The sequence below is a fragment of the Halorussus litoreus genome, assembly GCF_003382685.1.
In the GTDB taxonomy this organism is placed as follows: Archaea; Halobacteriota; Halobacteria; order Halobacteriales; family Haladaptataceae; genus Halorussus; species Halorussus litoreus.
This window is the reverse complement of the sequence record NZ_KZ859506.1, coordinates 1-20,431: the sequence shown is the minus strand read 5'-3', so window position 1 is coordinate 20,431 and position 20,431 is coordinate 1. Positions and strand designations below refer to the sequence as shown.

Below are 20,431 nucleotides of genomic sequence, written 5' to 3'. Positions count from 1 at the left end.
CGAGAAAAGTCGCTCCGGCTCTACAGTTCAGACAGCGTCTCCGCGACCGATTCCCAGTGGCTCCCCTTCCAGAAGTGCTGTCCGCAGTCGCGACACCGCCAGACGGTCGTTTTTTGCGAGTCAGGTGCGTGCTCGGGCGTCCGCGTCGCGGGCGCGAGCCGCTCCAACTGCCCGTTGCACGACGCACACCTGCTCGGCTCGGAGAGTTCGAGCGCGAATCCCGCGTCGGCCAGCTCCCGCAACTGGTCGGTCACGTCGGTCGTCTCTAGCAGAAGGCCGTCGGCCCGGCGGGCGAGTTCGACGTCGCGGGTCACGAGCAGGCGATTCTCCGACTCGGCGAGTTCGAGGAGTTCGTCGTCAGCGTCGACGCCTCGCGGGTCGTCGCATCGCTCCTCCCCGTTCGGCCGTTCCGAGGCGCTTCGGGCCTCGCGGTCGAGGGCGTACGCCGCGTCGTACCCGCACATCCGAAGGTAGGTCGACAGCTTGCCCAGCATCACGTCGAGCAGGAGTGCGGTGTCGGCGGACGGGCGGCGGGTCCCGGCAGACGCCTGCTGGTCCGGCGAGCGGTCGGACCCGCGCCGGTCCGCCGAGCGGTCGTCGCCCATCGCGTCAGTGGAGGAACGCCCGGACGCCGTCGGCGTCGCGTGCGTTCAGCACGTCGTCGGCCTCTGCCCAGCCGCGCCGGGCGGTGTGGACGCCGTAGCGGACGTAGCCGTACTCCGGCGCGGAGTGGGCGTCGGTGTCGATGGCGATTGTCGCGCCCTCCTCGACGGCCTGCTTGACCGCGCTGCCCCAGAGGTCGAGTCGGTGGGGGTTGCTGTTGACTTCGAGCGCGGTGTCGTGGTCGGCGGCGGCTCGCGCGATCTCGTCCACGTCGAGTTCGAGGCCCGGCCGCTGGTGGATGAGCCGCCCGCTCGGATGGCCGACGACGTCGACGCTCGGGTGCTCGACGGCCGCGAGGATTCGGTCGGTGCCGTCGCCCTCCAGCCCGCTGTGAGGCGAGGCGACCACGCAGTCGAGGTCGGCCAGCAGGTCGTCGGCAACGCTGATGGCACCCTCGGCGTCGATGTTGGCCTCCACGCCCGCGAACACCTCGATGGGGAGGTCGTCGTCGAGGTCCCGGATCTCGGCCAACTGCTCGCGCAACTCCTCGTCGTCGAGGCCCACGCCGCCGACCATCCCCGGACCGGTTGCGTGGTCACAGATAGAGACGTAGTCGTGGCCGAACTCGGCCGCGGCCTCGACCATCCCGCGAATCGTGAGCTCGCCGTCCGACCAGTTCGTGTGGACGTGGAGGTCGCCGCGGATGTCGCCCTCCGCGAGGAGGTCCGGGAGGTCGCCCGAGGCGGCGGCTGTGATTTCGCCGCGGTCCTCCCGTATCTCCGGGGGAATCGGCGGCAGGTCGAGTGCCTCGTACATCCCGTCCTCGGTCTCGCCCGCGACGCGCTCGCCCACGCGCTGGCCTTCGTCCGGGTTCTCTACGTCTGAAACGTCGAAGATGCCGTACTCGTTGACCTTGTAGCCGCGCTCGATGGCGTAGTTGCGGAACCGGATGTTGTGCTCCTTGCTCCCGGTGAAGTACTGGAGCGCGGAGCCGAACTCCGCGGGCACCACGACCCGGAGGTCGACGCGCTGGCCGTTCGAGCGCACGCTGGCCTTGTCGGTTCCGGCCTCGATGACCTCGTCGGCCAGCTGCCAGTCGGTGAACGCGTCGATGACGGCCTGTCGGTCCTCACTGGCGACCAGCACGTCGATGTCGCCGATGGTCGGCTTCCACCGCCGGAGCGACCCTGCGAGTTCACAGCGGCCCGCCTCGGGGATGGCTTCGAAGAAGTCCAGCGCGGCCTCGCCCACCGGGCGGGCGTCGCCGAGGAGTTCCCGGCCTTGGGACTGCTTGGCGAACTGGATGCCGTCGAGGATGTTCTGCTCGGTCTTCTGCCCGAATCCGGAGACCTCCTGGATCTCGCCCTCCCGCGCGGCGTTCTCCAACTCGTCGAGGTCGCGCACGCCGAGCGCCCGGTAGAGGTCGCCCACGGTCTTCGGGCCGACGCCCTCTACGCTCGTGAGTTCGGCCATCTCGACCGGGAGTTCCTCGCGGGCCTCCTCCAACTGCTCGAAGGTGCCAGTCTCGACCGCCTCGACGACCTTCTTCGAGATGGACTCGCCGACGTCCTGGAGCCGCTGGACGCCTTCGGGGCCCTCCGCAGCCAGCTCCGCGATGTCCTCTGGCGCGTCGCGGATGCTCTCGGCCGCGCGGCGGTAGGTCCGGTGCTTGTAGTCGACCCCCTGCGCTTCGAGGCGGTCGGCGTACTCTTCGAGCAGACTCGCGATTTCGGCGTTTCGTCTCATGGGTTCTGAATTCGGTGTTCGTTCAGAGGCGGCCGCGCTTGCCAGCGTCCTCGCGGCCGAGCGCCTGCTTGAGGAACGACATCCAGCGCTTGCGGTCGGCCGCCTCCTTGGCCTGAGCCTCGCCTTCGATGTCGGTCGGACCGAGGCTTTCGAGAGCGTTGAGCGCGCGGTCGATGCCGACGATGGCGGTCACGAGTTCCTCGCCCTCCGCGCGCGAGATCTCGCCGTCTTCGAGCCGCTGCTTTCGCTGGAGGCGCTCGCGCCGGAGGTTCTTCTTCGCCTGGTCGACCCGGTCGCGCTCGCCCGCAGGCACCGTCTCCCGGCGCTTGATCTCGAAGACGAACTCCCGGAGGTCGACCTCCTCGCCCTGCACCTCGATAGTCTCCGGGATGTCCGCGCCGACCGTCGCGCCCTCCCGCTCGACGCGTTCGAGCAGTTGCTTGCGCTCGTACTCCTTCACATCTCCACCTCGGTCCCCCACGGTCAAAAAATCGCCGGGGCGCGTTCGCTGGGCCAGCGGAGCGTCCGGCGTCACGAACGCCTGCAGGTGCGTCACAGCTTCGGGCAGTTCGGGCCGGAACATGCGCCCCGGAAATAATCGCCCGCTGGCAGTATGACTCCGTGAAAAGCATACCTTCGTGGGGCGTTTACGGCGGGGCATGACCAAGCCCGGAGAGGTGTTCGCCGACGCCAGCGTCTACGACCCCGGCATCGAGGCCATCGTGCCCCGGTACGACGAACTCCACGACACGGTCCTGAACGCGCCGCCACACGACCGCGATTCGCCAATCCGCGTGCTCGAACTCGGCGCGGGGACGGGGGAACTCACCACCAAGCTCCTGACCAGATTCCCCGAGAGCACGGTGCTGGCGGTCGACCACAGCGAGCAGATGCTCGCGGAGGCCGAGCGCAAGCTGGCGACGTTCGGCGACCGCGCCGAACTCGCGCAGGGGGCGTTCCCCGACGACTACCCTGGCGAGTCCGGCACGTACGATCTGGTGGTCTCCTCGCTGGCCATCCACCACCTCGACGGCGCGGACAAGCGCGCGCTGTTCGCCGCCATCCACGACTCGCTCGCTCCCGGTGGCTGGTTCCTCAACGGCGACGTGATCCGGTTCGAGGCCGACCACCTCGAAGACCTCTCGGGCGACATGATCGAGAACTGGGTGCGCTCGAAGGGCTGGGAGGAACGGGAGTTCATGGACGAGTGGGAGGCCAGCGACGACTACGACGACCCCTCGACGCTGACCGACCAGCTCGTGTGGCTCCGCGAGGCTGGCTTCGACGCGGTGACCTCCATCTGGCAGTACTACAACTTCGCGGTGTACGGCGGTCGGAAGGGCGAGTAAGCCGTTTCTGCGTGTGTTCGAGGGGTTCAGAATCGAAAATTCAGCATTCAAGCTTGGCGCGCGAGCAACGCGCGCGAGGGACGAGCATCGCAGGCCGAAGGCCGAGAAGCGCAGGAGGCTGGGGAGGCCTGAGGCCCGCGGTTACGGTGCTGTGCGGTTGCGGTAACGCCTAGGCTCAAGCAGTAGTTCGCTTCGTGTTACCGACTTCTCCCGCGTCGAAATTCCGTGAACTAGCTACTGCTTGAGCCTCGGCGTAACCGCGACCGCACAGCACTGCAACTGGACAGCACAGCACCGCCCCGCACCGTGACCCTGAGCCATCCAGAAATCACAACCTCGACAGCGAACCCGACCCTCTCACTCACCGGCCACGCCCATCGCGAACAGCGTCGTCGGCGTCTGCCCGGCCGCCCGCGGCGAGAGGTGGTCGGTGACCCTGTCGTCGAAGAACGTCAGCCCGGTCCCGCCGAGGTCCCGGTGGGCGTACGTCGCGAGGTAGAGCCGACCGAGCACGAGCCCCGCCTCCAGTTGGGCCAGCCGATACCCGCGATTGCCCAGTTCCTCGACCACCTTCTCCACGTCGGTCGTGCAGTAGACGTTCACGTGCGCGTCGCCGGCCCACTCCTGATCGAGCGCGAGTCGGGTCTGGTCGTCGCTGGTCACGTCGCCTACTCGCTCCAGTTCGGCCGCCGCGGGATGGAACTGGTAGCTCCCGTCCGGCACGCCCGCCACGTCGGTCGCGAGGACGTACGCGTCGTTGAACTGGAGGCCCGAGCCGACGCCGCCGTTCCAGTCGCCCGGCACGCCGCGGGTCGCGCGGTCGAGCACGGTGCCGAGCTTCCGGCGGCTCAGCGGCTCGTCGGTGAACTCCCGACAGGAGCGCCTGCGCTCGATGGTGTTCCAGAGCGGCCGCGCCGACGCCGTCTCGTGGTCGACGGGGTCGAGCGCGATTCGCTGGCCGTCGCCCGCGGGACGCTGTCCGACCGACTCGAGGACCTCGTCGCGCCACGACCGGACCGCTGCACCGTCCGCGAGCCGGCTCTGCGTCCACGCGTCCGAGACGAGCGGGTGGGCCACCGTCTCGGAGGAGTACGGCTCCGTCTCCGGGTCGATGGGCTCGACCGCGGGCGGGTCGGCCGCGGCCGACCCGCCCGCGGTCGAGCCAGCCCCGGAAGTGTCGTTCACCGCCGTTTCGGCCCCGATGGGGACGAGTTCCAGCGGTGCCTCCTCCTCGGGGTCGAGCCCGAGCAGTTCGGTCACGGGGGCGTCTGCGAACCCGGCGACGACCTCCGCGCGGTAGTCCAGCGCGTGGGCGGCCGCGAGCAGGTTCGCCAACACGGTGCCCGAGTCCCAGAAGGCGTGGCGGTAGGTTCGGTCGCCGTACTTCCACGCGTTCCGCCACCACGTCGAGGTGGCGACGACCGTGACCGGCGCGTCGGCGACGCCGGCTTGCTGGCCCGTAGCCTCGGCGAGGACGCCCCGGTAGTCGCCGGTCCGGAGCACGTCCAGCGCGAACGTTTCGGGGTCGAAGTGGTAGACGCCGGCCGGCAGTCCCGGCAGGTCGCCACAGACCAGATAGCAGTCGACGTGGTAGAGCCGGCCGGTGCAGGACGCCGCCCGGTAGCGGATCTCCCCGCCGTCCGGACCGCGAGTGGCCCGGAGGACGCCGCTGGCCGCGTAGCACAGCGTGGCCAGCGTGTCGCTGTCGAGCGATTCCGGGGCGGGCTGGTCGCTCCCGGCCAGCGGGTCCGCACGCGACTCCGCGACGACCGATAGCGTGGGAGCCTGCGGCGGCCGAACCCCAGGAAGCGCACGCTTCGTCACGTCCCGGTAGCGCTTGGACGGCCGCGGCTCGTTGCTCGGGTCGTACGGACCGGACACCTCGGCGATGCCGTCGGGGGCGAGTTTCGTCCGTTCGTGGTACTCGCAGGCGTCGACCATGCCGGGACAACTCTGGGGTCGGGCTAAAACGTTGGGTCGGTGTGTGAGCGCTTGCGCTGCTCAGTCGACTCGTCCGGCCGTCAACCGCACGACTCCGGCAGCGTACTCGCCGTGGGTCGTCGCGCTCGCGCGCTCCCGGAGCGCCGCCCGAGCCGACGCGACGCGGTCGTCGAGCACGGTCCACGGTGCGGCCTCGTACCCGTCGGTGCCGGTCGGCGAGGAGGCGACGACTAGCCCGCGGAATGCCTGGTTGACCGGCCAGCCGTACCACCGGGTCGTCTGCGCGGCGTCGAGCAGCGCGAGGCGGCCGCCCGGCGCGAGCTGGTCGGCCCAGCGGTGGACCGCCGCGGCCGGGTCGGCCAGCATCCCGACGACGAACGTGGCGAGGATGGCGTCGGGCGGGTCGCGAAACTCGATCTCGGTGGCGTCGGCCCGCACGAGGTGGACGTTCCGCCAGCCATTGCGGCCGGTCACGGGCCTCTCGCGCTCGATGCGGTCCCGAGCGGTGTCGAGCATCCCGCGGGTGAAGTCCACGCCGACGACCCGGCCCTCCGGACCCACGCGCTCGCGGAGGTGGGGCAGGTTCGCGCCGGTGCCACAGCCCATCTCGACCACGGCGTCGCCGGGTGCGAGCGCCAGCGCGTCCGCCGCGCGAGCGCGCAAGCGACCGAGCCCGGGCGTCACACGCGAGAGCAGGTCGTAGAAGTCGGCCCACCGGCCGTAGAACTGCTGGGCCGCAGCGGTGGCGTCTGTCGACATGGCTGGTCAGTACGACGGTCGGACACAAAACTGGTGGGCTGGTCGTGGGTTCGAGAGTGGTGGTTCCGGGTTTTCTGACGGCAGGACGGAACCTCCGCTTCTCGGGGAACTTTTGAACTCGATGTTATCGAGGACGGCTTCTAGAACCCGCCGCGCTACCTCAGCCCCGGACTGCACCGCCACAAACCGCTCAGCCCCGGACCGCACCGCCACAAACCGCACAGCTCCGGACCGCTCAACACCGTCCCAACCCTACATCACCCGTCTCCACACCGCAGCAGCTTCCGTGGATTCAAGAAGGGTTCCGCCCCAATCCCCGGGCATGGAAGCCTTCGCTCCCGGAAGCGTGACGGCCTTCTTCGCGCCAACGGCCGACGGCGACGAGTCGATGGGCGCTAGTTTCGCCGTCGAAGACGGTATCGTCGCGGACGTGCGCCCGTTCGAAGACTCCGACGCCGACAGCGACGCCGCAGTCACCCTCGACGGCGAGCCGACCGACTTCGAACCGGTCGAGTTCGCGCTCGATGCGCTGGACGTGTCGGCTCGCGCGGACCTCACCATCGAGATCCCTATCGGTCGGGGGTTCGGCGCGAGCGGTGCCGCCACCCTCGCGACCGCGCTGGCGGCGAACGCGGAGTTCGGTTTGGGTCGCTCGCGCGAGGAACTAGTCGAGGTCGCCCACCGCGCCGAAGTCAGGGCCGGGACCGGACTGGGCGACGTGTTCGTCCAGGAGATGGGCGGCCTCGTCGTCGGCGACGGGGAGACTCGCCGGTCGTTCGACCGCGCGGACCCCCTCGAGTACGTCTCCTTTGGCTCCATCGCGACCGAGGAGGCGCTAGCCGACGAAGCGCTGATGGCTCGCATCGAACGGGAAGGGGCCGCCTCGCTCGACGCGCTCGGGGACGACCCCGCGCTCGCGGACGTCACGCGCGAGGGCTGGCGCTTCGCACGGGCCATCGACCTGCCGACCGACGAGGTGCGCGAGACCGTCGCGTCTGCCGAGGCCGAGGGCGGGGTCGCAAGCATGGCGATGGTCGGCGAGACCGTCTTCGCGGTGGGCGTGGACGGCGTGCTGCCGAACCGGACCGCGGTGTGTCCCGACGGGGCGGAGCTCCGATGAACGTCGATAGTCGACGTTACTGACGGAATTTACGCCGGGAACGAGTATTGTAGCTCAGTCGGCGGCGTGTCGGCTCGTTCCGGCCGATTCGACATCGACGGTCAACTCTCCGTCGGTGGACTTCGCGACGGTCACGCTCGCGTCGTCGATCCGGAAACTGGTCTTCAATGGGCCTGTCGTCCGCTCGAAGAGAATTTCGAGTGCCTCGGGATCGACGTCCTCGTAGAGGCAGAACGACGGGTCGGCCGCGTCGACGCCCTTGTGCTCGGCGATTCGTTCGACTAGCATCGTCGTCAGCGGCGGTTCGGACTTCCGTTTTGCTGTCACTTGCATAGTAACGTTTCTCGTCGTTGGGAAGGGGTACTCGTGAGGCCGGCTTATAAATGCCGCCTAGTACGTTCAATGATTCTGAAAAATAAATAGCTATGTTGCGTATATCTTCCGGAGTCACGGTGAACCCGACCGAAAGTCGGGATCGACGGAGAGACGGAACGTGACTACTCCGCCGAGATCACGTCGTCGATGCGGACGATCATCGTCGCGGCCTCGGTCGCGGAGTCGACTGCCTCGCGCTTGACCGCGGCGGGGTCGAGGATGCCCTCCTCGACGGGATCGCCGATCTCGCCGTGCTCGCCGGACGCGACGATGGCGGCCCGGCCCTCGTCGGCCTCGTTGCCTGCCCGGAGGTCGACCAGCCCGTCGATGGGGTCCATGCCGACGTTCTCGGCGAGCGTGCGCGGGAGCACGTCGACCGCGTCGGCGAACGCCTCGACCGCGAGCTGCTTGCGGCCCTCGACGCCGGCGGCCGCCTCGCGGACGCGGTCGGCGATCACGATCTCGGTCGCGCCGCCGCCGGCGACCACGCCGCCGGTCTCCAGCGCCGCGGTCACCACGTCGAGCGCGTCCGAGAGCGCGCGTTCGAGTTCGTCAGCGACGTGTTCGGTGCCGCCCCGGATCAGCACGGTGACGGCCTCCGCGGCAGCGCCGCCCGCCACAAACGCGAGCTCCTCGTCGCCGAACGTCCGGGCTGTGACCGACTCTGCTGCGCCGAGTTCCCCGTCTTCGATGTCGGCCACCTTGCTCGTCCGGGTCGCGCCGGTCGCCGAGGCGATGGCGCGGGCCTCGTCGTCGTCCACGTTCTCGAACGCGAGGATGCCAGCGTCCGCGAGGTAGCCCGCCGGGCGGTCGTCGATGGAGCTGGTCGAGAACGCCACGTCGACGCCCGCGTCGGCGAGCGCGTCGGCGTACTCCCGGAGTTCGCGATCCTCGGCGTCCATCGCGGCCGTGAGCTGGTCGACGCTCTCGACGCTATACTCCGCGTCGATCTCGGCCTCGCGCACGCCGAACTCCTCGTCGATCACCGCGATGGTGGCGTCCTCGACGTTCCGGGGCATGTTAGCGTGGACGGGCTCGGCGTCGCTGACGACGCCCTCGACGAGCTCGGTGGCCGACGAGGAGCCCCCGACCTGCGTGTGGACCCGGACGTCGTCGCGAGCGATGCCGTCCTCGCTCTCGACGTGGTGGATGGCCCGCACCACGAGTTCCGCGAGCCTGTCGGCGGTCACGTCGCCGGTCCCCTTGCCGGTCATGCTCGACTCGGCGACCTGTCGGAGCAGGTCGTCGTCGAGGTCGGCGTCCGCGAGGTCCTCGACAGCTCGTAGCGCGATCTCGCGGGCCTCGGCGTACCCCTCGACGATGGTCGTCGGATGCACGTCGTCGTCGAGCAGGTTCTCGGCCTTCGCGAGGAGTTCGCCCGCGAGCACCGCCGCGGTGGTCGTCCCGTCGCCGACCTCTGCTTCCTGGGACTCGGCGACCTCGACCATCATCTGGGCCGCGGGATGCTCGATGTCCATCGTCTCGAGGATTGTCGCGCCGTCGTTGGTGATGGTGACGTCGCCCGTGTCGCTCACGAGCATCTTGTCCATCCCGCGCGGGCCGAGAGTGGTGCGTACGGCCGCGCTCACCGCCTTCCCGGCCGCGATGTTCGACGTCTGCGCGTCCTTGCCGTGGGTTCGCTGGGTGTCCTCGGCGAGGACGAACATCGGTCGGCCGCCCATGCGTCGCTGTCCGGAGCCTGATTCTGCCATGTCTGATCCCCCAGTAATAAGATGATTGAACTTCTATATAACTTTTTCCCTGAATGGTCGCGTGGCTTGCTCCGATAGAGCCTCGTGCCGAGCTGTCGCGCCACGACCGACAGGGAAAAATAGGGGTGTTCCGAAGTCAGTCCTAATGCTGGAGCTGGAGCACCGGTTCCGGGTAGTGGACGCGCACGTCCGGCTCAACGCCGACGCGGGAGGCGTCCAGACCCGCGGGCGGGCGATCAGCCCGGACAGGCTCGAACGCGAGATGCATCAGGCCGGGGTCGTCCGGTCGGTGGTGTTCCCCGGTGAGCGCGACGGCGGGAGCTACGTGAGCGCGAACAACGCGGTCGCGCGCCGGAGCGTCGACCGGCCGTTCCTCGCGTTCGCCCGCATCGACGGGCCGCGCGACCCCGGCGAGCGGGCGTCCTCGCGGCTGCGCAACCTCGCGGCCCGCCGGAAGGACCACCACACCTCGCCGGAGGACGTCGAGCAGTACGCCTACGACGACCGGTTCCACGGATTCAAGCTGAACCCCGTCGCAGACGGACTCCCCGACGAGGAGACCCTCGACCAGCTCGAAGACGTGGACCTGCCGGTGCTCGTCCACGCCGGGGAGGGATTCGCGCCCGAGACGGCGGCCGAGACGCTGCTCTCGCGGTCGTTCCCGGTGGTGCTGGCCCACTTCGGCGGCCACCCGCTGAACCGCGATCTGATGGCCGAGGCGGTCGACCTGCTGGCGTACCACGACGAGTGTTACCTCGACACGAGCTACGTCCGGTACCGCGACCTGCTCGAACGCGCGGTGATGGAACACCCCGACCGCGTGCTGTTCGGCAGCGGCGCGCCCAGTTCGCACCCGAACGTCGCGGTGATGGAGATCCTGACCCTCGACGTGCCCGAGGACGCGATGCGAAAGGTGTTCGACAAGAACGCCCGGCGCGTGCTCGGCGATTCGCTCCCCGGCGACTTCTGAGCGCGACCGCGAGAGCGTGTCACTCGCTAGTCAAAACCCTTACGGCCGAGGCTACCGAGTGTGCGTGTCGAGGCGCAACGACATGTCGAACGACGGGGGCGACGACAGGGGGCCTGAAGACGGCGAGGAGAACCGAGACTGCGAAAACGAGGACGACGGCGAGCATCCGCATCAAGCCTGCGAGGGAAGCGACCAGCCGGCGGCGGACGCCGTCTCGCTGTCGCTCGACGAGACGCTCGAAATTCTCGCAAACTACGAACGCCGGCGCATCCTCGGCTACCTCATGAACGCTCCGAGCGCGACCGCGAGCGCGGACGAACTCGTCGAACACCTCCTCGCCCAGCAGGCCGACGCCGGCGACCGACCCGGTCGCGGACACGTCACCGCGACGCTCCACCACGTCCACCTGCCGAAACTGGCCGACGCCGGCGTCGTCGACTACGACCCCCGGAGTCAGGAGGTCCGCTACTGGAGCGACGACCGGCTGGAAGAGTGGTACGACTGCATCTGCGAGGACGAGTGAGTCCGGCGTCGAGAGGACGACCGATTCGAGCGTCGAGAACGTTACTCGGGTCGGCTACCGGCCACGGCGTCCGAGCAGCACTCGGTCGCAGGGACCGACTCCCCCGTCGTCTCCTCGCGCGCGGCGGCGTCGAGGAACGGGTCGAGCCGAGCCACGCCGTCGGCCAGCGACACCGTCCCGTCCGGTCCGGCGTACTCGACCACGTCGAAATCGCGGAGCTTCGGCAGGTGAACGTGGACGAGCGACGTGCGAACCCGGTCGTGGCCGTCCGCGAGCCCGGCGTCGACCACCGCGTCGGCGAGGTCGTCGATAGTTGCCGTTCCGTTCTCCCGAAGGACGTACACGACGCGACGACGATGTGCACTTTCGAGCAGGTCGAGCGAACGGTCGATCCGTTCGTGGACCGCGACTTCGTCCTGACAACGTACCATCGAGCGGCGATACGACGACACCCTACTTAAAAGACCCATCCCGTTCCAACCGTTGTATACTTAAAAATCCACTCCGTTACGACCGTTGTACCGTCTTCCGCGGGCGAGAAGTGTTCAAACGTTCCCGGGCGAGAAGCGGTCGAACTCGCCGGCTACTGTTCGGCCGGCGTCGATTCCGTGCGCCAGTCGTAGCGCTCGACCGCGCGGTCGGCCCGGGCCGAGACGCCGTTCGGGTTCCGGGTCGCGCTCCGGTCGCGGAATCGGGCGATCACGCCGTCCTTGCTCCCGGCCGCCGCGTTCGCCACGACGCGCTTGCCGTTGCCCAGCCACTCCGAGAGGGTCTGGTCGCCGCGGATGACGTCGGCTGCCGAGCCGGTCGCGTCCGCCGCCGCGTCGCGGACGACCCGCCGGAAGATGCCGGGCCGCGGCCCGTACGTCTTCACGAGCCGGTAGGCCAACGCGCGATACTTCCACCCCCAGTCGCGGTCGTCGTCCCCGTCGTCGCCGTCGTCACGGATCACGCAGACGTCCGACGACCACGCCACCTCGCAGTCGTTGGTCGCGAGGCGGTGGGCGCAGTCGCGCGCGCCGCCGGTCGCCAGATACTCGTCGAAGCCGTCGGTGGCGTCGATGGCCTCGCGAGTGAACGCCACGTTGCTCCCGTCGAAGTAGGTCACCTCGTGGCCGTCGATGGTTCTGCGCTCGGGCGATTCCGTGGTGACGCCCGCTCGAACCGAACGGTGGACCGGACCGGTGACCGCGTCAGCGGTGGCGAGCGCCTCGCGGACGCCGTCGGCCCACGACGCCTCGATCTCGGTGTCGTCGCCGACCAGTGCGACCGCGTCGCCGGTCGCGACCGAGAGGCCCGCGTTCCGCGCGACGTCGAGTTTCCGGTCGGACACCTCGACGAGTACGTCGACGTCGTCGCGCTCGCGGACCATCCCGGTGGTCCCGTCCGCCGAGGGGCCGTTGACCACGACCACCTCGGCGTCGGGCGCGTGGGTCGCCAGCGCGTCGAGGCACGTGGCGAGTCGCTCGCGCCCGTTGAGCGTCGGGACCACCACGGAAAGCTCCATATCCCCGACTCTCCCGTCCGAGCCTTAAAAACGGTTCGGCCCTCCGTTCGTGAGCCATCTGTTCACGCGACCTGCGGCACATTCCGCTCCGCGTAACTTGCGACTCATCACCCCCGCAAACTGGCGGGTCAGTCCACGCGAGCGTTCCAGTAGGACACCGATGCGGCGTAGTCGCCGACTGGCGAGTCGCCGATGGCGGTGTCGACCGACCGGATCGGGTCGGCGATCGCGCCCGGAATCTTCCGGTAGAACCCGTACGGGAGGATCCAGTCGTGGTCACCGTCGACCAGTTCGAGGTCGGCCTCGTTGAGAAGTTTGTCGACGTCCGACCGCGTGTACAGATGCGAGCCCATCGGGAGCAGCCAGTTGTAGACGCTCCGGGTGCTCCGGGCGTTGAACGTGTCGAAGAACACCTGTTCTTTGGCCACCCGACGCATCTCCGAAAGAAAGGTCGCGGGCGTGTCCGCGAGGTGGAAGAATCGCATCGCGAACACGGTGTCGAAGTGGTCGTCCGGAAACGGGAGCCGTCCGGCGTCGCCGCGCATGAACTCGAGGTGGTCGGCGACGCCCGCTTGGCGGGCCTTCTGGCGGCCCTGCTGGAGCATCGCGGCAGAGATGTCGAGCCCGACGATGTCGGCCCCGCGCTCGGCGAGCATCACGGTGAACCTGCCGGTGCCGCAGGCGATCTCCAGCACGTTCTTGTCTTCCAGCGGGCCGACGGCGTCGAGGACCGCCCGCTTCTCGCGCCGGTCGATGAGCCGTCCGCCGCGAGAGAACCGCTTCTCCTCGTACTCCTCGGCGACCTCGTCGGTCTGGTACCACTCCGCTCCTTTCACGCTTCTCGTCAGTACGTTGGCCACCGGGGGACTAAAACGGTACTGGAACCGACTCGTCGCAGGGCCTCGGTTCGGAGTGATTTCGACGGTGGCAAGGACTTTGCTGGTCCGGCCCGTAACCCGGTCTGGACCAGTCGTGACTACCTGCAAGGGCTGCGGACGCGACCTCGACGCCGACGAACTCGTGCGCCACGAGCGAGAGCGATTCGTGATCGTCCACTGTCCGGACTGCAAGCGGACGCTCGGGCGGTACGACCGTCACGGCGAGCGACCGAAGACGGATCGAGATCGGCAGTAGCGAAACCCACTCGCCAACAGGGACACCCGCTCGGCAGTAGCGGCATCTATTCGCCGCTGGTCACCACCCTGTCGGGGCGGATGCGGATTATCACTCGCGGGCCGCCCTCCTCGCCGTGGTTGGGATACTCCTCGACGTCCATGTAGCGGCGGGCGAGTTCGTCGATCTGCTCGACCGCACCGTCCTCGGTCACCTCGACGACCTCGCCGCGGACCGAGACGTACCGGTAGGGGTCGTCGGGGTCCATCACGCAGAGGCCGACCTTCGAGTCGCGCTCGACGTTGCGCTCTTTCAGGCGACCCCGCGCGGTGTTGACCAGCACGTGGCCCGACTCGTCGCGGTCGATCCAGACCGGGGTCACCTGCGGGGTACCGTCGGCCATCAACGTGGCGAAACTGGCGAACGTCTCGCGCTCGAACAGGTCGTGGAACGACTCCGGAATCGACTCCATGCCGAAAGCGTCGAGCGCGACCGCCGTAATTTTTGCCGCCAGGGCGGCCGCGGAATAAATTTAAGGGATATTAATACACCCTTAAGGAGTTTAGCGTGTACAGACGTGAATATAGCCAAAGTTTACCCGTGGTTCCGAACGTGGACCAGACATGAGTGCGACCCCGGACGAGACCGCCGTAAGCGAACAGTCGGCCGAAGACTTCCGCGAGAACCTGCGCGAACTGCCCCCGAGCGCGAAGCTGGTGGCGAAGGTGCTCGAGATGGAGGCCCCGCTCTCGCAAGGACAACTCGCCGAGGAGTCCCTGCTGCCCGACCGCACGGTCCGCTACGCCCTCAACCGGCTCGAAGACGAGGAGCTAGTGGGGTCGCGGTACAGCTTCAAGGACGCCCGCAAGCAGGTGTACTTCCTGAACCGCTGAACGTTCCGAACCCCGGATTTCGACTTCCGAATTTCGACAATCGAACCGCCCACGTTTTTTCCTCGCAATGCGTCCCCCGACCATGGAGATTCGACAGGTCGCGGTCCCGACCGAGACGCTCGCCCCGGTCGGGTCGACCAACGCGTACGTCGTCGGCCGCGAGGACGCGGTACTGGTCGACCCCGCTGCCCGGACCGACGAACTCGACCGGGTCGTCGAGAACCGCGACGTGAGCCACGTCCTCGTCACCCACGCGCATCCGGACCACGTGGGCGCGTTCGCCCACTACGCGGAGGTTTGTAACGCGACCGTCTGGGCGCGGGCGGGCCGCGAGCACCGGTTCGAGGACGCGACCGGTGTCGTGGCCGACAGCACGTTCTGCGACGGGACCGAGATCGGCGGCCTCGACGTGATGGAGACGCCCGGCCACGCGCCGGACCACGTCGCGCTCGCAGCAGATGGCGCGATGCTGACCGGCGACGTCGTAGTGTCGTCGGGTAGCGTAGTCGTCGGCGACGACGAGGGCGACGTGCGGGCCTACCTCACCTCGCTCCGGCGGCTGTACGCCCGGAATCCGGACCGGCTATACCCGGGCCACGGCCCTGTCATCGAGAATCCGAGAGCCGAGATCGAGCGACTGCTCGCCCATCGGCTCGATCGCGAGGCGACGATTTTGGCGGCGGTCCGCGCCGGCGCGACGACGCTGGACGAGGTGCTGGACGCCGCATACGACAAGGATCTCTCGGGGGTGCGTGACCTCGCGCGGCGAACCGCCGCCGCGCACCTCGACAAACTGGCAGTCGAAAGCAAGGTGGACTGGGACGGCGAGCGAGTGCGTCCGACCGAAGAGGCGTAGTCGAACTCGAATGACCACCGCTCGCGCTCCGTTCGACCAACTACCCGGCGCACGCAGCGCGGCGTCTCGGCGAGCGTCGCGAGCCGAGGCTCGTGGGAGCATAGCTCCCACGGCGCTCTCGTGCGCCGCGCCAAAACGCGCGAGGTCTGCGCGAGTGGAACGAGCGTAGGCTCGGAGGACGCGGTTTGTCCTCCGGTGGACGAGGACCGCAACGGAGCGAAGCGGAGTGAGGACCGCAGGAGGCTGGGGAGGTCTGAGGCTCGCGCTCGGTGGCTCGTTCTACGGAGTTCCGCCCGGTGAACCATTCATCGGGTGGGACTGAAAGGGGCCGCGCGCTCGCGTTCACTTCAGTCGCCTCAGCGCGGCCACTATTCGGCGCGCGGGCGGTGCGGAGAGCGCGCCGAATATCCCGCTGAGCGACCGCGACCGCGCGGGGGCTTTCTAACCGAACGTGGTCTACGGTATCCCCTCACCGCTACTGGAACGACCACACCGAGTCCACGAACCGAACGACGAACTCCATCGACGTGATAAACATCCTTTTGCCCGCGAGGACTAACCAGTAGACGTGCAGAGTCTCGAAGCCGAACTGGAGCGCGCTCGCGATCTCGACGTGAGCGACCTCGCCGACGCCATCGAATCCATCGGCTTCGAGTGTACCCGATGCGGAGCCTGCTGCAAAAGCGAGGCCGACGAGCCCCACACCGCGACCGTCTTCCCCGACGAAGTACGGGACTTGCAGGACGCGACAGACTATGACTGGCGCGATATAGCTCGCCCGATGCCGTACGGCCTCGACAGCGATAGCAATGAAGACGCCGACAGTTCCAACGTGACTGGCGAAACCTTCGAGTGGGCGCTCCAGACCGACGCGTGCGGTGACTGTACCTTCTACGAGGAGGGAGAGGCGACGGAGTCGCCTCACGGAGACGGCGAAGCCGTCGGAGCCGACGGCACTGGTTCGTGCTCGGTTCACGGGGATCGACCGCTCATCTGCGAGACGTACCCCTTCTCGGTCGCGCTCGGCGGCACCAGCCAGCCGATGGGCGAAGCAGTAGACGAGTCCGGGATGGTCCGCGCCCACGAGTGCGAGGGGCTGGGTCGAGACATCGACAGCGAGCACGCCGAGGAGCTCGCAGGGGCGCTCAAGGAGCGCGCAGTCCGGGAGCTGACGGAGGCCATCGCGGTCCGCGACGAGTACGAGCCCGCCGACCCCGACGAGGGCGTGGTGGTCCACGATTCCGAGGGCGCGAAGCGGCCCGACGGGACGCGGTACGAGCGCGAATAGCCGCGAGGCGAGCTGGTGTGACAGTTCTCGTAGCTCGCGCTCCTGTCGACCCATCGCCAGCAGGGAGCCGTAGGCTCGCGCCCCAGCACCTGTCCCGCTCGCGGCGCTCGTGAGGAGATGACGAAGTCTGCGGGAGAGAGACAAGCGACGAAGTCGCTCGCCGACCGAGCGCACCGGAAGACAGACCGCGTCTTCCGAGCCTTGGCTCACTTCGTTCGCCAAGACAGCAAAAGGTCGTAGCGTCGTTCTAGAAGTCCTCTTCGATGATCTCGCCGACCGCGAAGTTGGACTTGACTTCCGTGATTTCGACCTTCACACGCTCGCCGATCTCGGCGTCGGGCACGATGATGACGTAGCCGCGCTCGACGCGGGCGATGCCGTCGCCCTGCTTGCCGATGTCCTCGACCTCGACGTAGCGGATCTCGCCCTCCTCGACGGGGGGTTGCGGTTCCGACGACGCGCCGCCACCGCCGCTGGTGGACTTGCTCTTGGTCGACGACTCGGACGTCGATTCGTCGGAGTCGTCGGCGATGAGCGCGACGCGGTAGGTCTCACCGGGTTCGACCGACCCGGTGTCTATCTCTCGGCGCGGTACCTCCACGACGTACTGGTCGTCCTCGATAGTCACGTCCGCACTGAACAGACACAGGAGTTTGTCAGAGATCTCCAAGGTTATACGCCTCCGTTCGACACAAGTGGTCAGGCCGTAAAGAATTTTACCCACGACCTTTTGCTGCGCTCGTTCGGCGGACGCCGCAGGCGTCCGCCTCACTCGCTGGCAAAAGCTCGACCAAAACCCTTCGTCACCCCCTCAGGCTCGCGCCGTCGGCGCGAGCCTTCGAGGGTTCCTCGGGCCGCTCGCTCGGTCGCGTTGCTCCCTCGCTCGCGGTACAGGTGCCGGTGCGGGAGCCTGCGGCTCCCTGCAGGCGGTAAATCGGTTAGCTCAGTCCGCGCCCTCGGGCGTCTCAGCGGTCGTGAACGCGGTGAGGTCCACGTCGACGGTATCGGCGAGTTCGGCCGGCGAGTCGTACGGCCGGTCGACGACCACGTTGCCCGCGCGCTGCTTGCCGAGCCCCGGAATCGCGGTGAGTTCGTCCATCGAAGCGCTGTTCACGTCGAGCGGGTACGGCACTCCGGTCACCGACCGGTAGCCGTGGTCGACAACCGCCACGTCGGCGGTCCGGCCGAGTTCGCGCTCCCCCGGAATCCCCACGAGCAGCGGGTAGGTGCCGAGTTGGCGACCGAAGGTCTTCCCGTCCTGATGGTATTCGAGGTGAACGTCCGGTAGGACCGTCCCCGGCGGGGCGAGCCGCTGGAGCATCGGGTTGTCGATATTCTCGCGGACTCTGGTCTTGTACTGCTTGAACAGGCGCTTGTGGTCGTCGGCGATGTCCGCACCCACGTCGCTCATCTCGGTGCCGTCGAACGCCATGACCTGTCGGATGTTCACGCGCCGGAGCATCAGCCCCGCGTCGTACACCCGTTCGAGGAACGCCTCGTTGTGCTCGAACGTCTCCTCACGCTCGCCTTTCAGCCCGTGGAGCAGGTTGATTCCCGGCAGGAGTTTGGGAAGGCGATTGGCAGCAGAATCGCCATGCGTGGGGGCCTCCCCGGGGCCCTCGCCCGGTCGCCAGCCGGCCTCCTCGTTGACGATCTTCACGGCCTCGAAGCACTCCTCGGCGGTGACGTTGAGGTTGTTCTCCTCCTGCACGAGCGGGTCGGCCGATTCGAGGCCGAACGCCGCGGTGTCGCCGGGCGTGTTGTGCTCGGCGATGACCCGGATGCCCTCGCGCGCGAGGTCGGGCCACTCCACGACCGTGATGGGGTTCATGTTGTCGAGGTGGAGCGTCTCGAGGTCGGGCGCGACCTCGCGGATGCCGCCGTACAGGTCGCGCAGTGCGTCGGGGTTCGGCTTTTCGCCGTCGCCGCCGTACGCGAGGATGTCGGCCTGTCGCCCCAGTCGGAAGTGCCGGACGCCGCGATCCGAAAGGGTCTCGACCTCGCCGACGACCGACTCGGGACGGCGGAAGGATGGGTTGCCGTACAGCGGTTCCGTGCAGAACGAACAGCGGTAGGGACAGCCCCGCGAGGTCTCCATCTCGGCGATGAGGTAGTCGGGATGGTTGGGGTGTTGCTCGACCACGAACGCGCCGCTCGCGGCCCAGCGGTCGATCTCCTCGTTGTCCCGCATCCGGTCGTCGAACCCTTCCAGCCCGCTCTCGACCAGGTCGAACGCCGCGGCCTCCACGTCGCCCTTCGCCACGAAGTCGAAGTCGAGGTCGTCGCGCTCGGTCTCGGTGCCACCGGCGTTCTCGTCGCCGACGCCGAACTTCACCGGCCCGCCCATCAGGCTCGTCCCGTCGGCGGTCCACGCCAACTTTCGCACCTCGTCGGGTTCGGCGGGGGTTCCACCGACGTACTTGCCGGGGACGGTCATCCCGCCGAGGTACACCAGCAGGTCGGCCGCCTCGACGTCGCGCCACTTGTGGGTGTCCTCGCGGAGTTCGTCGATGGTGTGGTAGGTCACGTTCTCGCGCGGGACGCCCGCATCCACGATGGCCCCGGCGGTGTACCGCGGATACGTCGAGATGTACGGCGGGACGCCGAAGTGGGCCGGTTCGTCGACGTACCCGTCCACGAGGGTGACGTCGAGGTCCGCGAAGTCGATCATACGAAACGATTGCGGTTCGACGGGTAAAACGATGACTACACGCTGGCTCCGGGAACGCCGACGAGTCGCGAGAGCCCCACGCGTCAGTGGAGGGCCGGGTACGACCGGAAGGCTTCGAGGACGGCCTGCCGGTCCTCGACCCCGGAGAGGTCGGCCACGTAGACGGTCGGATACGGGAGCCCGCGAACCACCCGAAGGGTGTCGCCGTCGACGGTCACGCTTCGGAGTCGCCGCCACGGAACGGCGGCCGCTCCCCGGCTGTCGCCCTGACGAAACAGGAGGTGGTCGTCGAGGGCGACGAGTTCGTACTCGTCGGTGCCGGTGAGCGCGGTCCCGATCAGTATTCCGAGGAGGCTTCCGACGGCCGACCCCGTGGAGAAGACGTCGCCGACCGCCAGCGAGAGCACGTACAGCGGCGCGATACTCGCGGCAACCCTGAGCACGACCATGCGCCACCGGGATTCGACGGCAGTGATTCTCGCGTCGATCTGCTCGCGTCGTAGCAGAAGTGCACCGTAGTGGGCGGTTCCGGCGACGACCGTGATCACCGCCGCGGCCGCGAAGACGAGTGCCCGGATCGCCGTCGCCTCGTCGGGCGTGCGTCCACCGAGGACGGGGGCGAGGACGGCCACGGCTGGGAGGACACCGAAACCACCGACGAGCCAGTGGGCGCGCGCCTCGACCGCACGGTCGAGCGCGTCCGGGACCTGTTCGACGGCGGCCCACGCGAGCACGACGACGAACGTGCCGACCGCGAGACTGAGTGCAGGCTCTGTCGGCCACGGGCGGGGCGTGGTGAGGAACCCGGCGAGACCGACGAGACCGCCGAGCGAGAGGGAGAAGGGACGCATCTCAGGGCGGCGAAGTTGCACGTTCGACTATCGTGTCACCGGGAACATGATAGTTGTCCTTCGCACAGGTCGTCTCCGAACCGGAGTAGTCGACGTGTCTCATCTGTCCGGACGTAGAGAGGTCGGCTGCGAGCGCGAGCGTCGACGCTCGCGC

Annotated in this window: 22 protein-coding genes; 8 read left to right on the top strand and 14 right to left on the bottom strand. The window is 68.2% G+C overall.

The window, feature by feature from the left end; translation table 11 throughout:
- Window positions 1–20 precede the first annotated feature (20 nt).
- From DPQ64_RS02260 to DPQ64_RS02250, 3 genes are read right to left on the bottom strand one after another with little or no spacing between them, the layout of a single operon-like run.
- Complete coding sequence (locus DPQ64_RS02260) at window positions 21–605, bottom strand: Mut7-C RNAse domain-containing protein (protein ID WP_115862737.1); 585 nt, start codon at window positions 603–605, stop codon at window positions 21–23.
- A 4-nt stretch (window positions 606–609) separates the two neighbouring features.
- Window positions 610–2,349 carry a helix-hairpin-helix domain-containing protein gene (locus DPQ64_RS02255; RefSeq protein WP_115862736.1) on the bottom strand — a complete coding sequence of 580 codons (1,740 nt, stop codon included), beginning with the start codon at window positions 2,347–2,349 and terminating at the stop codon, window positions 610–612.
- Between the two features lie 22 nt (window positions 2,350–2,371).
- Window positions 2,372–2,809, bottom strand: coding sequence for a DUF5788 family protein (locus DPQ64_RS02250; RefSeq protein ID WP_115862735.1), 438 nt, complete (start codon window positions 2,807–2,809; stop codon window positions 2,372–2,374).
- Window positions 2,810–3,008: 199 nt separating this feature from the next.
- Here DPQ64_RS02250 and DPQ64_RS02245 point away from each other — a divergent pair, with 199 nt between their 5' ends.
- Window positions 3,009–3,698, top strand: a complete 690-nt coding sequence (locus tag DPQ64_RS02245; RefSeq protein ID WP_115862734.1) for a class I SAM-dependent methyltransferase — start codon at window positions 3,009–3,011, stop codon at window positions 3,696–3,698.
- A 357-nt stretch (window positions 3,699–4,055) separates the two neighbouring features.
- Here the strand turns inward: DPQ64_RS02245 and DPQ64_RS02240 are convergent, their stop codons facing one another.
- Both DPQ64_RS02240 and DPQ64_RS02235 read right to left on the bottom strand, forming a co-directional pair.
- On the bottom strand, window positions 4,056–5,639 hold the full coding sequence (locus DPQ64_RS02240) for a SagB/ThcOx family dehydrogenase (RefSeq protein WP_115862733.1): 1,584 nt from the start codon (window positions 5,637–5,639) through the stop codon (window positions 4,056–4,058).
- Window positions 5,640–5,699: 60 nt separating this feature from the next.
- Window positions 5,700–6,398, bottom strand: a complete 699-nt coding sequence (locus tag DPQ64_RS02235; protein WP_115862732.1) for a class I SAM-dependent methyltransferase — start codon at window positions 6,396–6,398, stop codon at window positions 5,700–5,702.
- Between the two features lie 322 nt (window positions 6,399–6,720).
- On the opposite strand from DPQ64_RS02235, the gene DPQ64_RS02230 reads away from it, so the two are divergent.
- Window positions 6,721–7,518 carry a GHMP family kinase ATP-binding protein gene (locus tag DPQ64_RS02230; protein WP_115862731.1) on the top strand — a complete coding sequence of 266 codons (798 nt, stop codon included), beginning with the start codon at window positions 6,721–6,723 and terminating at the stop codon, window positions 7,516–7,518.
- 54 nt (window positions 7,519–7,572) lie between these two features.
- Here DPQ64_RS02230 and DPQ64_RS02225 read toward each other — a convergent pair whose 3' ends face one another.
- The gene (locus DPQ64_RS02225; protein WP_115862730.1) at window positions 7,573–7,851 is read right to left on the bottom strand and encodes a HalOD1 output domain-containing protein; all 279 of its coding nucleotides are present in this window, start codon (window positions 7,849–7,851) and stop codon (window positions 7,573–7,575) included.
- 164 nt (window positions 7,852–8,015) lie between these two features.
- Window positions 8,016–9,575 (bottom strand): thermosome subunit alpha, encoded by a 1,560-nt coding sequence (gene thsA, locus DPQ64_RS02220; RefSeq protein WP_115862729.1) that lies wholly within the window; start codon window positions 9,573–9,575, stop codon window positions 8,016–8,018.
- Window positions 9,576–9,750: 175 nt separating this feature from the next.
- On the opposite strand from thsA, the gene DPQ64_RS02215 reads away from it, so the two are divergent.
- Window positions 9,751–10,575, top strand: a complete 825-nt coding sequence (locus DPQ64_RS02215; protein WP_115862728.1) for an amidohydrolase family protein — start codon at window positions 9,751–9,753, stop codon at window positions 10,573–10,575.
- 82 nt (window positions 10,576–10,657) lie between these two features.
- Window positions 10,658–11,098 carry an ArsR/SmtB family transcription factor gene (locus DPQ64_RS02210; RefSeq protein ID WP_198661980.1) on the top strand — a complete coding sequence of 147 codons (441 nt, stop codon included), beginning with the start codon at window positions 10,658–10,660 and terminating at the stop codon, window positions 11,096–11,098.
- A 41-nt stretch (window positions 11,099–11,139) separates the two neighbouring features.
- Here DPQ64_RS02210 and DPQ64_RS02205 read toward each other — a convergent pair whose 3' ends face one another.
- The 3 genes from DPQ64_RS02205 to DPQ64_RS02195 form a co-directional block, all read right to left on the bottom strand.
- Window positions 11,140–11,529, bottom strand: a complete 390-nt coding sequence (locus tag DPQ64_RS02205) for a DUF7344 domain-containing protein (RefSeq protein ID WP_115862727.1) — start codon at window positions 11,527–11,529, stop codon at window positions 11,140–11,142.
- Window positions 11,530–11,681: 152 nt separating this feature from the next.
- Complete coding sequence (locus DPQ64_RS02200; protein WP_115862726.1) at window positions 11,682–12,605, bottom strand: glycosyltransferase family 2 protein; 924 nt, start codon at window positions 12,603–12,605, stop codon at window positions 11,682–11,684.
- 128 nt (window positions 12,606–12,733) lie between these two features.
- Window positions 12,734–13,441 (bottom strand): class I SAM-dependent methyltransferase, encoded by a 708-nt coding sequence (locus DPQ64_RS02195; RefSeq protein WP_115862854.1) that lies wholly within the window; start codon window positions 13,439–13,441, stop codon window positions 12,734–12,736.
- A 136-nt stretch (window positions 13,442–13,577) separates the two neighbouring features.
- Between DPQ64_RS02195 and DPQ64_RS19065 the strand changes: the two genes are divergently transcribed.
- On the top strand, window positions 13,578–13,739 hold the full coding sequence (locus tag DPQ64_RS19065) for a hypothetical protein (RefSeq protein ID WP_198661979.1): 162 nt from the start codon (window positions 13,578–13,580) through the stop codon (window positions 13,737–13,739).
- Window positions 13,740–13,785: 46 nt separating this feature from the next.
- On the opposite strand, the gene DPQ64_RS02190 is transcribed toward DPQ64_RS19065, so the two are convergent.
- The gene (locus tag DPQ64_RS02190) at window positions 13,786–14,190 is read right to left on the bottom strand and encodes a PPOX class F420-dependent oxidoreductase (RefSeq protein WP_115862725.1); all 405 of its coding nucleotides are present in this window, start codon (window positions 14,188–14,190) and stop codon (window positions 13,786–13,788) included.
- A 151-nt stretch (window positions 14,191–14,341) separates the two neighbouring features.
- Between DPQ64_RS02190 and DPQ64_RS02185 the strand changes: the two genes are divergently transcribed.
- The 3 genes from DPQ64_RS02185 to DPQ64_RS02175 all read left to right on the top strand — a co-directional run bounded on the left by DPQ64_RS02185 (window position 14,342) and on the right by DPQ64_RS02175 (window position 16,755).
- Window positions 14,342–14,611: a MarR family transcriptional regulator gene (locus DPQ64_RS02185; RefSeq protein ID WP_115862724.1), complete on the top strand. Its 270-nt coding sequence runs from the start codon at window positions 14,342–14,344 to the stop codon at window positions 14,609–14,611.
- A gap of 82 nt (window positions 14,612–14,693) precedes the next feature.
- Window positions 14,694–15,467: an MBL fold metallo-hydrolase gene (locus DPQ64_RS02180; RefSeq protein WP_115862723.1), complete on the top strand. Its 774-nt coding sequence runs from the start codon at window positions 14,694–14,696 to the stop codon at window positions 15,465–15,467.
- Between the two features lie 568 nt (window positions 15,468–16,035).
- On the top strand, window positions 16,036–16,755 hold the full coding sequence (locus DPQ64_RS02175; protein ID WP_115862722.1) for a YkgJ family cysteine cluster protein: 720 nt from the start codon (window positions 16,036–16,038) through the stop codon (window positions 16,753–16,755).
- Window positions 16,756–17,002: 247 nt separating this feature from the next.
- Here DPQ64_RS02175 and DPQ64_RS02170 read toward each other — a convergent pair whose 3' ends face one another.
- The 3 genes from DPQ64_RS02170 to DPQ64_RS02160 all read right to left on the bottom strand — a co-directional run bounded on the left by DPQ64_RS02170 (window position 17,003) and on the right by DPQ64_RS02160 (window position 20,277).
- The gene (locus DPQ64_RS02170) at window positions 17,003–17,425 is read right to left on the bottom strand and encodes a TRAM domain-containing protein (RefSeq protein ID WP_115862721.1); all 423 of its coding nucleotides are present in this window, start codon (window positions 17,423–17,425) and stop codon (window positions 17,003–17,005) included.
- A gap of 273 nt (window positions 17,426–17,698) precedes the next feature.
- Window positions 17,699–19,426: a radical SAM protein gene (locus DPQ64_RS02165; protein ID WP_115862720.1), complete on the bottom strand. Its 1,728-nt coding sequence runs from the start codon at window positions 19,424–19,426 to the stop codon at window positions 17,699–17,701.
- An 83-nt stretch (window positions 19,427–19,509) separates the two neighbouring features.
- Window positions 19,510–20,277 carry a hypothetical protein gene (locus DPQ64_RS02160; RefSeq protein ID WP_115862719.1) on the bottom strand — a complete coding sequence of 256 codons (768 nt, stop codon included), beginning with the start codon at window positions 20,275–20,277 and terminating at the stop codon, window positions 19,510–19,512.
- Window positions 20,278–20,431: the final 154 nt, after the last annotated feature.

Excerpts from the sequence above, each read along its gene's own strand:
- DPQ64_RS02180 (WP_115862723.1), top strand. The coding sequence starts at position 14,694 with ATGGAGATTCGACAGGTCGCGGTCCCGACCGAGACGCTCGCCCCGGTC.
- DPQ64_RS02225 (WP_115862730.1), bottom strand. The coding sequence starts at position 7,851 with ATGCAAGTGACAGCAAAACGGAAGTCCGAACCGCCGCTGACGACGATG.
- DPQ64_RS02215 (WP_115862728.1), top strand. The coding sequence starts at position 9,751 with ATGCTGGAGCTGGAGCACCGGTTCCGGGTAGTGGACGCGCACGTCCGG.
- DPQ64_RS02235 (WP_115862732.1), bottom strand. The coding sequence starts at position 6,398 with ATGTCGACAGACGCCACCGCTGCGGCCCAGCAGTTCTACGGCCGGTGG.
- DPQ64_RS02190 (WP_115862725.1), bottom strand. The coding sequence starts at position 14,190 with ATGGAGTCGATTCCGGAGTCGTTCCACGACCTGTTCGAGCGCGAGACG.
- DPQ64_RS02230 (WP_115862731.1), top strand. The coding sequence starts at position 6,721 with ATGGAAGCCTTCGCTCCCGGAAGCGTGACGGCCTTCTTCGCGCCAACG.
- DPQ64_RS02185 (WP_115862724.1), top strand. The coding sequence starts at position 14,342 with ATGAGTGCGACCCCGGACGAGACCGCCGTAAGCGAACAGTCGGCCGAA.
- DPQ64_RS02160 (WP_115862719.1), bottom strand. The coding sequence starts at position 20,277 with ATGCGTCCCTTCTCCCTCTCGCTCGGCGGTCTCGTCGGTCTCGCCGGG.
- DPQ64_RS02200 (WP_115862726.1), bottom strand. The coding sequence starts at position 12,605 with ATGGAGCTTTCCGTGGTGGTCCCGACGCTCAACGGGCGCGAGCGACTC.
- DPQ64_RS02240 (WP_115862733.1), bottom strand. The coding sequence starts at position 5,639 with ATGGTCGACGCCTGCGAGTACCACGAACGGACGAAACTCGCCCCCGAC.
- DPQ64_RS02205 (WP_115862727.1), bottom strand. The coding sequence starts at position 11,529 with ATGGTACGTTGTCAGGACGAAGTCGCGGTCCACGAACGGATCGACCGT.
- DPQ64_RS02210 (WP_198661980.1), top strand. The coding sequence starts at position 10,658 with ATGTCGAACGACGGGGGCGACGACAGGGGGCCTGAAGACGGCGAGGAG.
- DPQ64_RS02255 (WP_115862736.1), bottom strand. The coding sequence starts at position 2,349 with ATGAGACGAAACGCCGAAATCGCGAGTCTGCTCGAAGAGTACGCCGAC.
- DPQ64_RS02165 (WP_115862720.1), bottom strand. The coding sequence starts at position 19,426 with ATGATCGACTTCGCGGACCTCGACGTCACCCTCGTGGACGGGTACGTC.
- DPQ64_RS02245 (WP_115862734.1), top strand. The coding sequence starts at position 3,009 with ATGACCAAGCCCGGAGAGGTGTTCGCCGACGCCAGCGTCTACGACCCC.
- DPQ64_RS02260 (WP_115862737.1), bottom strand. The coding sequence starts at position 605 with ATGGGCGACGACCGCTCGGCGGACCGGCGCGGGTCCGACCGCTCGCCG.
- thsA (WP_115862729.1), bottom strand. The coding sequence starts at position 9,575 with ATGGGCGGCCGACCGATGTTCGTCCTCGCCGAGGACACCCAGCGAACC.